The 11,233-nt window shown below is 69.8% G+C and carries 12 protein-coding genes and 2 pseudogenes; 5 read left to right on the plus strand and 9 right to left on the minus strand.

All coding sequences use genetic code 11. The features are described 5' to 3' along the window. Nucleotides 1-69 precede the first annotated feature (69 nt). Together ACFC1R_RS10820 and ACFC1R_RS10825 are read right to left on the minus strand one after the other, a co-directional pair. Nucleotides 70-261, minus strand: a complete 192-nt coding sequence (locus tag ACFC1R_RS10820) for a YegP family protein (RefSeq protein ID WP_375936032.1) — start codon at nt 259-261, stop codon at nt 70-72. Nucleotides 262-512: 251 nt separating this feature from the next. Then, on the minus strand, nt 513-1,673 hold the full coding sequence (locus ACFC1R_RS10825; RefSeq protein WP_375936035.1) for a DUF1266 domain-containing protein: 1,161 nt from the start codon (nt 1,671-1,673) through the stop codon (nt 513-515). 200 nt (nt 1,674-1,873) lie between these two features. Here ACFC1R_RS10825 and ACFC1R_RS10830 point away from each other — a divergent pair, with 200 nt between their 5' ends. Further along, complete coding sequence (locus ACFC1R_RS10830) at nt 1,874-2,386, plus strand: hypothetical protein (protein WP_375936038.1); 513 nt, start codon at nt 1,874-1,876, stop codon at nt 2,384-2,386. Between the two features lie 229 nt (nt 2,387-2,615). Here ACFC1R_RS10830 and ACFC1R_RS10835 read toward each other — a convergent pair whose 3' ends face one another. Next, nucleotides 2,616-2,828, minus strand: a complete 213-nt coding sequence (locus ACFC1R_RS10835) for a DUF397 domain-containing protein (protein ID WP_045303808.1) — start codon at nt 2,826-2,828, stop codon at nt 2,616-2,618. Continuing rightward, nucleotides 2,821-3,654, minus strand: coding sequence for a Scr1 family TA system antitoxin-like transcriptional regulator (locus ACFC1R_RS10840; RefSeq protein ID WP_375936041.1), 834 nt, complete (start codon nt 3,652-3,654; stop codon nt 2,821-2,823). Before ACFC1R_RS10840 ends, ACFC1R_RS10835 begins: the two co-directional genes overlap by 8 nt. 380 nt (nt 3,655-4,034) lie before the next feature. Between ACFC1R_RS10840 and ACFC1R_RS10845 the strand changes: the two genes are divergently transcribed. Continuing rightward, on the plus strand, nt 4,035-4,253 hold the full coding sequence (locus ACFC1R_RS10845) for a hypothetical protein (protein ID WP_375936044.1): 219 nt from the start codon (nt 4,035-4,037) through the stop codon (nt 4,251-4,253). Nucleotides 4,254-4,779: 526 nt separating this feature from the next. Here ACFC1R_RS10845 and sph read toward each other — a convergent pair. Both sph and ACFC1R_RS10855 read right to left on the minus strand, forming a co-directional pair. Further along, nucleotides 4,780-5,787: a sphingomyelin phosphodiesterase gene (gene sph / locus ACFC1R_RS10850; RefSeq protein ID WP_375936047.1), complete on the minus strand. Its 1,008-nt coding sequence runs from the start codon at nt 5,785-5,787 to the stop codon at nt 4,780-4,782. 212 nt (nt 5,788-5,999) lie between these two features. Then, nucleotides 6,000-6,605: a TetR/AcrR family transcriptional regulator gene (locus ACFC1R_RS10855; protein WP_375936050.1), complete on the minus strand. Its 606-nt coding sequence runs from the start codon at nt 6,603-6,605 to the stop codon at nt 6,000-6,002. A gap of 54 nt (nt 6,606-6,659) precedes the next feature. Between ACFC1R_RS10855 and ACFC1R_RS10860 the strand changes: the two genes are divergently transcribed. From ACFC1R_RS10860 to ACFC1R_RS10870, 3 genes and pseudogenes are all read left to right on the plus strand, one after another. Next, nucleotides 6,660-7,523: an alpha/beta fold hydrolase gene (locus ACFC1R_RS10860; protein ID WP_375936053.1), complete on the plus strand. Its 864-nt coding sequence runs from the start codon at nt 6,660-6,662 to the stop codon at nt 7,521-7,523. Nucleotides 7,524-7,670: 147 nt separating this feature from the next. Beyond that, nucleotides 7,671-8,258 (plus strand): annotated as a pseudogene (locus ACFC1R_RS10865) (XRE family transcriptional regulator); the annotation flags it as partial. Between the two features lie 422 nt (nt 8,259-8,680). Next, nucleotides 8,681-9,379 carry an SDR family oxidoreductase gene (locus ACFC1R_RS10870; RefSeq protein ID WP_375936056.1) on the plus strand — a complete coding sequence of 233 codons (699 nt, stop codon included), beginning with the start codon at nt 8,681-8,683 and terminating at the stop codon, nt 9,377-9,379. A gap of 100 nt (nt 9,380-9,479) precedes the next feature. On the opposite strand, the gene ACFC1R_RS10875 is transcribed toward ACFC1R_RS10870, so the two are convergent. The 3 genes and pseudogenes from ACFC1R_RS10875 to ACFC1R_RS10885 form a co-directional block, all read right to left on the minus strand. Next, entirely contained in the window at nt 9,480-10,382 is a 903-nt protein-coding gene (locus ACFC1R_RS10875; protein WP_375936058.1) for a hypothetical protein, read from the minus strand. A gap of 110 nt (nt 10,383-10,492) precedes the next feature. Then, nucleotides 10,493-10,687 (minus strand): annotated as a pseudogene (locus ACFC1R_RS10880) (recombinase family protein); the annotation flags it as partial. A gap of 57 nt (nt 10,688-10,744) precedes the next feature. Then, nucleotides 10,745-11,089 (minus strand): VOC family protein, encoded by a 345-nt coding sequence (locus ACFC1R_RS10885; protein WP_375936061.1) that lies wholly within the window; start codon nt 11,087-11,089, stop codon nt 10,745-10,747. Nucleotides 11,090-11,233: the final 144 nt, after the last annotated feature.

An 11,233-nucleotide genomic window follows, 5' to 3' on the forward strand; every position in this document is an offset into this window, starting at 1 on the left:
CCGTCCGGACGACAGTGAGAGGGCCGGTTCCCCGCCGAGGCGGAGAACCGGCCCTCTCACCCTGCCGGTCTACGCCGAAGCCGCCGACTCCTCCTGGACCTGGGCGTACGGCGCGAGCTTCCGGATCGACTCGATGCTCTTCAGCAGCGACTCCTTGCTCTCGTGCGCGTCGCTGGTGATGAGGACCGAGCCGTTGCTCGCCTTGAGCCGGAACCGGTGCACACCGGGCTTCTCGGTGTAGACCTCGAACTTGCCTGCCATGGAGATTTCACCTCTCGGATCTGGTCACCCCCCTCGAACGGCAACGTAGGCCGGGCGACGGGCCGCCGCACGCGGGGCGCTTCGTCCGGGTGCGGACCAGTCAGCGGACGCGGAACGGCCGGAGTGAACCGAACGACCAGGTCAGCGCGGTAGCGCGAATCGACCCGTCGGCGCACGGGCCCACGGGTGGCCGACACACCCTCGGCGCCGGCCCGGAGGTCCGGGCGCCGGGCTCCGGGCCGGCGGGGACGTCAGCTGAACGGGATGTTCCGCCACGGGCTGCCCGGGTCGCTCATCAGGATGTTGTGCGGGCGGAGGGCGGAGGTGTACATGTGTCCGAACTCCTCCTCGTCGAACCTCAGCACCCGCCCCAGCAGGTACCCGGCGGAGAACTCCTCCCACGAGTCGTAGTGCTCCCGGACCAGTGCTCCCGCGATGGGAACGATCCGCTCCGCCGTCTCCGGGGTGCAGAAGCGCGCGCCGACTCCCCACCGTACGAAGTTCACCGCACGCCCGTAGTCGTAGCCCACGGCGCTGGTGACGAAGCCGTCCGGCGGCAGCACGCCGTCCGCGCGGAACCGCTGCTCGTAGCGGGTGATCCGCCCGATCACCTCCACCGCCTCCTCGACCTCCTCGGCCGGACAGCCGCGCGTGGTGAGGGTGTTGGACACCGCCGCCCGCCACCACGTCGGGTCGAGCGCCTGCTTGTGCTGCGCAACGGCGTTCCTGCGCAGCCGCAGCACGAACTCCGGTGCCCACGGGCTGTTCTGGGCCTTGATCAGGTGCTCGAGCTGCTCCTGCCACTCCTCCAGGGTGTCGCACCCCCAGGTCTCGCTGAGGAGCGTGACGTCCTCCGCGTAGTCCCAGTACACGTCCGCGATCTCGTTCCACGGCACCTGGTTGTGGACGGCCAGATGTCCGCCGCAGGCCAGTGCGTGCGCCAGTGGCCCCTGGAGCGGACCGGTGAAGCGGGTCACCAGCGCGTCGTCGTCGTGGCCGGGCTGCGGAGCCTCCTCGGCGAGTTGCCGCCACTTCTCGCGGGCGGGGGCGTCCGAGTCCAGGTAAGTCTCCAGCGGGGTACCCGGGTTGACCACCAGGTGCCACTGCTCGCCCGGCCAGTTCTCGGCGAGCGCGGCGAATCCCGTCTCCACCAGGCCCACCTCGTCGCGCTGGGCCGGCAGCTCGCCCCGAGTGCGCACGGCGATGCAGGGCCGGCCCGTAGCGTCCCGGTAGTCCAGCATCTCGACGCCGTCCGAGTCGTCCCAGAAGCTGCTCAACCGCGCGTCGCGGTAGATCCGCGTCGACGCCAGCATCCGCAGGAACCAGTCGAGGTCCCCCCGGTTCCTGGCCTCGTGCAATTCGTGCTCCACCTGCGTGGCCGGCGTCCATTGGACGGCGCCCGTGCTGTTCATCGGCGTCCCCATGGACCGCGACCCTATCTCCTGCCCGCTGTACTTCTCCGGTCGGGCTGCTGAGGGGCTGCCAGGTGGCCGGGGGAGCACGGGGAGTGATGCGACCGTTCGGATCCGCGCGATTGCAGCTTGTCAGGTGCCGGGTGAGGCTGGCGATCGCCGCCCCCCAGCGGCTCCAAACACACAGCAAAGGCTCTTCCATGCGCAACAAGCGAATCATCGCGACGCTCGCCGGTGTCGCGATCGCCGGATCCCTGGCCACCGCCGTCGGAGCGAACGCCGCCGCTGCGCCGGCCCGTCAGAGCGCCGTTCAGCCGGCGGACCAGACGGACTCGGCCCAGCAGATCCACCAGCTTGGCCTGCTCGGCGACCTCACCAGCAAGGTGGACGTCGTGGCGCGCTCGGCCAAGGCCAGCCCGCAGCCCAGCACCGCCACCTTCCAGTCCCAGGTGGCCGCCGCGAAGGCCGCCGCCGACGCCCTGCAGGCCGAGGTCCAGAAGGCGTCCAGTGCGACCAGGCAGACGCGCAGCCTCGTGTCCGACGTCGCCAAGCTGAACACCGACCTCGCCAAGCTGGCCGCCGATCTCCTGACCAACCCCGCTGCGGTCCCCGCAGACCTGGCCCAGATCGCCGCCGACCTCCTCGCCATCGTCGGCGACGTCCTCGGCACCCTGGACGCACCGGCGGCGGCCCCGGCCGCAGCCGGGCACTGACCTCAGCATTCCGCGCCCGCCCCGCCGTTCCCGGTGAGGCGGGCGTTGCCGCTGTGCGGGCACCGCATCGCTCGGGCGGGGAGGGGGTGCGGAAGGCCGGTGGGAGCCGGCAGCGGAGCGTTCCGCACGCTCGGCCCTGACGTGCCGGAACGGTGAGATGTGGCGGGGTAGCGCCGAGACCCCGGCAGAGCGGTGCTGACGGGGTCTTTGGGAGTGGTGGTGCCGGCTGTCAGACGTCGCCGAAGTCGCCGCCCTTGACGCCTGCCACGAATGCGGCGAAGGCGTCGGCGCCGAAGACCAGGGCCGGACCCTCGGGGTCCTTGGAGTCCCGGACGGGGACGATGCCGGGGTAGTTGGGAGCAACCTCGACACAGCTGCCGCCGTTGCCGCTGTGGCTCGACTTGAACCAGGAAGCGCCGGACAGGTCTGGGAAGTCAGTCATGGTGCAGTTCCTCTCGTACCTTACGGATCAGATCAAGGGGTGCCGTTCTGGACAGCGCTTCCACCTGTAGCCGATCGTAGGCCCTTTCCCATGCCCTGACAGTCTCGTCTTTCCGCACCACATAGCCTTGTTCGACCGATTCGGTGTAACCGACCACAGAACGGTCGGCAAAGGTCAGCAAGGTGAGGAGCGCCCTGAACGGGGCATGTTCGGCCAACTCGAACGGGGCTACCTGAAGGACCACGTCGGGTCGGGCGGCCGCTTCGGCCAGATGCTCCAGCTGGGCCCTCATGGTCTGGGCGCTGCCTACCCGCCTACGGATGCAGCTCTCGTCCATGATCGCGTGGATCAGAGGTGGCGCATCCCGCTTCAGAAGTCGCTGGCGGGTGGCGAGGAACCTCACTCGCTCGTCCGCCTGGTCCGGCGTGATGCTCCCGCGCTGGACCGCTGCCGCTTCGAGTGCGGCGGCGTAAGCCCGGGTCTGGAGGAGCCCCGGAACCATGTTGGGCTCGAAGGTCCTGATCTCGGTTGCCCGTGCTTCCTGCGCCGCGTGCTCCGGGAACCCTTCGATGAAGCCCTTGCGTCGGAGTCCCAGCCACATCAGTTCGAGCGTCTGACCGGTTCTGAGGGTCAGATCCGCCGCCTTGGCGAACTTCAGCGAGGTGGTTTTGCTGCCTGTTTCCACCGCCGAGATGTAGCTGTCCGAGTACCTCATACGAGCGGCCAGCTCCCCCTGGGACCAGCCGCGTGCCTCCCGTGAGCTGCGGAGCTGTGAACCGAATGCGGCTCGCGGAGATGACGCAGGGTCAAGTGTCTTGCGGTTCAAGGATCATGTCCTATTCCACTTGGGTCCCGGACAAGTTGAAGAGTTCCCGATGGTACGGGACATTGGGCGCCCCGGGTAGTGAAAGCGCTACGGAGAGGAGTCGCCGTGTCTGTGTGGAGACCGGTTCGAAGGACGGTCCATCAGCCCCAGGTCGGGGAGGTGGTCCGGGATCGTGCCCACGGTGGCGCAGAGGGCGTCTACATGGAGACGAGGGACGGAAGGGTCTACCTCCGGCCCCGTCAGGGCGGGAAGGAGTGGACGACCTACCCGAGTGAGATCGAACCGCTCGCCGAGGAACCCGAGTTGGTTCCCGTGCTCGGGGCCGACCGCCCGCGCCGGGCGCCGGAGTGGCCGGGGGATCGGGCGGGGGTGACGGCCGTATGAACGTACCGAGCGCCGTGGTTGAGCGGTCGTCCCAGATGCCCGGCATCGTGGTCGGCGAGGGGCGGGACGGCCGGTTCGTCGTCGCTCTGGTCGGCGGGGCGGTCCGCCACAGCCTCACCCGGGACGACATCCGGCCGGCCGACACGAGCGAGGCGCTGCGGGTTCAGATGGCCGTGCAGCGGACCGTCCACCGCATCCGCCATGCCGGTGCCTGACCGGCCCGCCGCCCTTCGCGCGGAGGATCGGAGATGACAACCACCGCCGGGGCGGCCCCGACCACGCGTACGGAACCCGCCGTCCCGCCGGTCACCTGAAGGAGCACCGGTTCGTTCCCATGGCCGAGCTCGCCCAGTGCGTGAAACCCCACACCCTGTCGCGTATCCGGCAGGCGTGGACGGCCCGCGAGGCGGCCAAGGGGCTGCCCCTGCTGGTCATGGGCGAGCCGGTCGGCTGACGGTGAGGGAGCTTCCCGTACACCTTGCGCGCCCCTGCCGCCGCCGAGCGCCCCGCCGAAGTCCTGGGCCGGGTCCAAGTCTCCCGTTCCGAGCCCTGGTTGAGGCCAGTTCCACCCGGGACGGGAACCCTTGCCGCAGCCTGGATCCACCAGGAGTCGGGATCCCTGCCGGGAGCATCACCGTGAGCAGCCCGGGTCTGCGCGGCCGGCGGTGACGGGACCCTGCAACGAGTCCTGCGACCAGTGCCACCCGGACTCGTCCCACAACGGTGCGCCCGGGCGGTGGATCAGCCGCCCACCACCGGGTAGTGGTCCGAGAGGTCGCTGTAGGTGTAGCTGCGGCCCCAGCTGCTGACCGTCCACGGGTCGCTGTGGAAGCGGACCACCTTGTTGGTGTAGCTCTGCGGGCGGGCGTGGTCGGCCCGGTAGAGCACGTAGTCCAGGTCCTCCTTCGGGTCGCCCGGGTAACGGTAGTTGGCGATCGAGTTGTCCGCCGTGTCGAAGGAGTCGGCCCAGCCGGTGCGCGCGGTGGCGGGCACCACGTTGGCGTTGGCCAGCAGTGCGGGGTACTCGGAGCCGTGCGAGTCGATGTTGAGGTCGCCGGTGATCACCACCGGCTCACTCGCCGGGATCTGCTTGCCGTCGATGAACGAGCGCATCGCGTTCAGCTGCGCGGCACGGATGTCGGCCGGCCGGCCGCTGCTGCACCCGCTGTCGGTGGACTGGAGGTGGGTGCCGATCACGTGGGTGCGCTGCCCGTTGACGTCCAGCACCGCGTAGACGAAGCCCTTGTTCGACCACCAGTCCGATCCGCACGCGTCCTTGTACACGTACTGCTCCTTGTGCAGGATCGGCCACTTGCTGAGCAGCACCACGCCGCCGTCCTCCGGGGTGGTGGAGCTGTAGCTGCCGCCGGTCGCGTCCCAGCCGCTGGTCGAGCGGCCGACCACGGGGGTGTGGTACGGGTAGGCGGCGGAGGCCTTGGCGACCAGCTGGTCGGAGGAGGAGTTGTCGAAGGCCTCCTCCAGTACCACCACGTCGTGGCCCTGGAAGACGTCGGCCGAGGCGATGGCGTCGGCCCGGTGCGCCTGGCCCCAGTTTGGGTAGAGGTTGGTGCTCATCAGGAAGACGTTGTAGGTCAGTACGTTCAGGGGCGCGGCGGTGACGGGTGCGACCTCGGCGGGTGTCGCCGCGGCGGCCCGGGCGGCGGGCGCACCGGCCAGCGGGCCGATCAGCGCCGCGGCCGCGCAGGCGGCGGCGAGGTGCGGGACGCGGCGGGCACGGGAGGTGGGCATCGGGGCTCCGGGGGCGTGAAGGCCACTCGCCGGTCGACGAGGTGTTGTGCAGTCAACTTCACGGTGGCAGAAGCGTTCAAGACATTGAGCGATCATGAGGTGAACTTCGTCCGAAACGTGACCCGGGCTCAGGCGCGGCCGTGCGGTCCGGCTGTACCGGAGGGTGCTGCGCGGGCCCGTGGGCCGACGCGGAGACCGGCCTTCGCCGTCGCTCAGGGCGACCGGAACAGCTCGTCCAGGTGATGGGTGAGGATCGCCAGCGCGGCGTCGCCGGTGCGCTGGCCGCCCAGCACGCTCGAGCCCAGGCCGTTGACCATGGCCAGCAGTCCGGCGGCGGTCATCTCGGGGTCCTTGCCGGAGTCGATCTCGCCGGCCTGCTGGGCCGCGCGGATCTGCTTGCAGAGGAAGGCTTCGAGCAGGTCGGGCTGGGGCGTGCCGTGCTTCTCGGTCAGCGTGGGATCGCCGAGGACCAGCGTGTAGTACGCGGCGTAGGTCCTGGTGATCCGGCGGCTCTCCGGGTCGGTCGGCAGGATGCAGGACAGGACCGCGGTCACGATGCCGCGCGGTGCGGGCGGGGAGCCGGCCGCGCTGATCCACTGGCCCATGCGGGCCTGGAGCTGGGTGCCGAGCCTGGCCAGCGCGTCCAGCAGGAGCCGCTCCTTGGTCGTGAAGTAGTACTGCACCAGCCGCAGGGAGACACCGGCTTCGGCGGCGACCGCCCGCATGCTGGCCGACTGCAGTCCCTGGGTGTCGGCGATGCGCAGCAGGGCCTCGGCGATCTGCCGTCTGCGTTCTTCGTGATCCACCTGCGCGGCCACGGTGCGACCTCCCTCTCGTGGTACACACGTATCATGCTGTGATACACATGTATCATGCGAATTGGCGAGTTCAGGAACGACCAGGCTGCGGACCGGTTCCGGGCCACCTACGAGCGGACTCTGGCGGAACTCTGGCCCGGGCCGCGGACGGCACTCGACCTCCCGACCGCCTTCGGGACCACCCGCGTCTACCGGACCGGGCCGCCGAGCGGCGAGCCGATCGTGCTGCTCCCGGGATCGGGCGGGAACGCGCTGATGTGGCACCGGTACGTCGACGTGCTGGCCCGGCACCGTACGGTCGTCGCCGTGGACACGATCGGCGAGCCGGGCGCGAGCGTGCAGACCGCCCCGATCCTCGACGGCCGGGACGGCGCGGCCTGGCTGGACGAACTCCTGGCCGCGCTGGAGGTGACGGCCGCCCATGTCGTCGGCTGCTCCTACGGCGGCTGGCTGGCGCTCGACCACCAGATCCGCCACCCCGGCCGGGTCGCCGCCCTCACCCTGGTGGACCCCGCCGGCTTCGCCGAGTTCGGCCCGCGCTTCTACCTCTGGCTCATCGCCGGCGGGCTCGCCGGAACGGCGCCGCGCCCGCTCCGCCCCCGCTTGGCCCGCCTGGTCGGCAACAGCACGATCCTGGAGAGCGAACTGATGGGCCTGGTGCGCGCGTCCATGGGATTCCGCCGCGCCCTCCCCGTCCCGCCGGTCTTCTCCGACGAGGAACTGCGCCGCCTGCGCGTGCCCGCACAGTTCCTGCTCGGGGCGCGAAGCGCCCTGCACGACTCCCGCCGGGTCGCCGACCGCCTCAACGGGCTCGTGCCCTCCGCCCGGGTGGAGATCGTGCCGGGCACCGGCCACGCGCTGCCGATGGACCGACCGGCCCTGGTGGCCGAACGCATTCTCGCCGCCGCCGGGCGGTAGTCCCGCCGGGCGGGCACCGGGCACCGGGCACCGGAGTCCTGGACGACCAGCGCCCCGCCGGGCACGGGCACCCGCCAGGGGGACCGGCCAGGCGGTCGGGGCGAAGACGCAGAACTCGTTGCCCTCGGGGTCTCCGGAGACGTGTGGCCGGTGTACGTTCGTGCCCTCGAGGCCGTCACGAAGCTCCCCGTCGACCGCCTTGGTTTCGAGTCGGCACAGCTACCGTCCGGGGTCACCCGGGATGGCACAGGAGGGCACGACATGGCCAGCAGTGAGCCGGGAGTCCCGGTACAGGCGGCACCCGCCCCGATAGGCGAGGACTACTCCGGGGTGTGGCTGAGCCGGTACGAGTTCTACAGCAGCAGCCGGGACGGCACGTTCACCGGGCTGCACCACGTCATCCTGACGCAGCACGGGAATCGCATCACGGGTCAATCGTTGCCCGGTGCTTCGTCCAACCCTGACTCGCCGCTCTCATTCGACCTGACGACGGACCGCAACATCGTCACCGGGACTTGGGTCGAACAAACAGCACAGGATGGCTATTACCAGGGCGCAAGGTACCACGGGGCCATTCAGCTATTGGTTGATCCCACTGGACGGCGGATGTCCGGGAAGTGGGTCGGCTTCGGCAAGGAATTCGATGTGAACACAGGCCCGTGGGAGCTTCGCCTGTTGGACAAGTCGACAGACACTGAAATCATCGCGAAGTACAGCACTTCTCCCGCGGAGTAACCGCCGTCTCGTAAACACAGATCGGCCCCGCACCCTCCCCGACAGCGAGGGGAAGGTACGGGGCCGTTGTGGTCGCGCTAAGTGGCTCAGCCAGCAAGGACGTTCAGCAAGCGCGCCGCAGCCTTGCCACCGAACAGCGCGGTCCCGCAGTAGAACTCGATGACCGCCAGGCGCGAGATGGCAGAGCGGACGCCGAGTAGGGATCGGTTCGCGCCGACCCGGCCCCGAGGATGGCTCTCGGGACCAGGTCGTGGCCGGTCAGCGATGGTGGACCGGCTCGACGGGAAGATCGCTGGGTATAGTGCAGGCGTTTCGGGGGGCCGACGGCGGGGAGTTCGTCGACTTGACGCGCCACCTCGCGTCCGCGGACATCCAGGACGCTGCGGGAGCCCCGATGACCACATCGCTTAGGAGGCCGTCCCATGGAATCCGTCACGCTGATCACCGGTGGCTCGACCGGAATCGGCGCCGCCACCGCCCGCGCCCTGCTCAAGCAGGGCCACCATGTGGCCGTCACCGGACGTGACGCGGACAAGCTGGCCGCCTTCGCCGCTTCGGCCGGAGCGGGCGAGCGGCTGCTGACGATCACCGGCGACACCAGCGACGAGCACGACGTCGCCTCCGCCGTGCGCCGCGTGGTGGACGTGTGGGGCCGACTGGACAACGTCATCGCCAACGCCGGCTTCTCACTGCCCGGCAACCTGGAGAGCCACGCCCCCGAGGACATGCGCGCCATGGTCCTCACCAACGTCCTGGGCCCGGCCCTGCTGGTGCGGGAGACCCTGCCGCACCTCAGGGAGTCCAAGGGCCGGATCGTGATCATCGGTTCGGTCGCCGGGGTGCGCAACACGCCTGGCAACCTGTACTCGGTCACCAAGTGGGCCGCGCACGCGCTGGCCGAGAACACCCGGCTGCTGGTCGGCAAGGACGGAGTCGGCGTGACCGTCGTCGCCCCCGGGGTGGTGGACACCCCGTTCTGGAACGAGCGCGGCGGCACCCCCGACGCCTCGCCGACGATGACCCCCGAGCAGATCGCGAACACGATCGCCTTCGCCATCAACCAGCCCGTGGGCGTGGACATCAACCACATCACCGTGCGCCCGACCGGCCAGCTCGGCTGACGCAGCGCTCCCAACGACCGTACGAGAAAGGCGCCTTCGGCCCCCGCCGCGTACCACGCGGCGCAGGCCGAAGGCGTGCCGGGAGCGAGTGTCCGCCGGCCTAAATCTCCATCACGTACCACTGTCTGCGCGTCTTGCCGTACAGGTACAGGTGCCGTCCTCGTCCGACGGGGCGCGCGTACTGCTTGAGGGGTGTGCCGTTGGGGAAGGTGAGGCACGCTTCTTTGATCAGCAGGACCTCGCCTTCCGTCATGTGGCAGCGGTGGAGCCGGTCTTGCTGTCGGTTGCCGCCGAGCATGACGATCTCATCCCCGTGCACGGCCATGCCCCGAGGGGCGACCACGGGCGTCTTCCGCAGCCGGACGCGCCCGTCGGTCCGGGCCTCGAGCAGCGGGAAGGTCGGGTAGTTGTAGTAGCTGGCCCAGGCGACGCCGTCGTCGACGTTGAAGGCGTAGACGTCGTCGATGGGGCGGACGCCCTTGGGAGGTGAGTAGCCCCACTGCTGGTTTCCGCCGCTGTCCCAGCGCACCACGCCGTTGGCGCTGATCGGGTCGCCGCTGAAGACGCCTTCGTCGAAGTAGGCGCTCCATACGTGGTGCCGACGGTCCGCCATCATGAACTCGATGCCGCGCCCCATCTCGAAGCTGCTGCGGCGGCGTCCGTCCCGGCCGTAAATCTGGGCGTTCTTCTCCTCCTCAGCGCCATAGCCTTTGAGGAGGAACCGACCGTTGGGCAGCGCATCCAGCCCGGTGACCCTCACGGTGACATCGTGCAAGATCTGTTTCCGGATTGTGCCGCCGTCACCGATGACGAGAAGCGCCTCGTAAGGGTATTTGCGGGGCCTCAGGTAGGGCCTTCCGCCCGGATAGTCGGGACTGAGTTCCGCGTTGGGGCAGATCAGCCACAGGGCTCTCCCCCAGGCATCCACGGTGGTTCTCAGGATCTTCTGGTCGTCGTACTGCCGAGGCAACAGCGCGTGGGGACGCAGTGCTACCTTCCTCAAAAAATCACCTCACGGGCGAACGAACAGAGCTCACGCATGATCGCAGAGCCGTGAGTCCCATGTCGACCCACCGTCACCGCGTTCGACCGGAAGGAACCGTGTTCCCTGGGGTCGACGGCCTCGCGGCGCTGGTCACCCTCGCCGAACTCAATGTTCAGCATCTCGGCGGCGCGGTCGTTGGCCTCGCGCTGCCGTTCGGGGCTGGTTGTTTCGTCCGTCAGCACGGACAGGCGGATAGCCGAGACGCCCCGCAGGCGCCCGGAGAACACAGTGCCCTCGGTACCGGGCAGGCTGCTCGCAGTCATACCTTCCGGGGAGGGGGACGAATTCCGCCGGGCACGGGCACCCGCCAGGGGGACCGGTCAGGCGGTCGGGGCGAAGACGCAGAACTCGTTGCCCTCGGGGTCCGACAGGACGTCCCACTCGATGTCGCCGCCGCGCTCGCGGACCAGGGTGGCCCCGAGTGCGAGGAGTTCCGCGGTGTCGCCGAAGACGTCGAGGTGGACGCGGTTCTTGACGGCCTTCGGCTCGGCCACCGGGTTGACCCAGATCAGCGGACCCGCGCCGGTCGGGTCCTCGATCGGTACGGACGAGCCGGGCTCGTGGCTGCCGGGCCGGCGGACGTACCCCATGGCGGTGCACCACCAGTCGGCAAGCGCCTGGTGGTCGTTGGCGTCCAGGCACAGGTCCTTGAAACGAGCGGGCACGACAGGGGCCTCCAGTCGGATCGGTCACCGGTGCGGACCAGTGTGCAGCAGCCGCGCAGCCGTGTGAACCGGTCCGGTCCGGGGCGCCGCGCGAGCGGAACGACGGGGCCCCGTTCCCCACCGCCCGTGCGGACGGTGGGGAAC

The organism is Kitasatospora sp. NPDC056138, assembly GCF_042264695.1.
Classification (GTDB): domain Bacteria; phylum Actinomycetota; class Actinomycetes; order Streptomycetales; family Streptomycetaceae; genus Kitasatospora.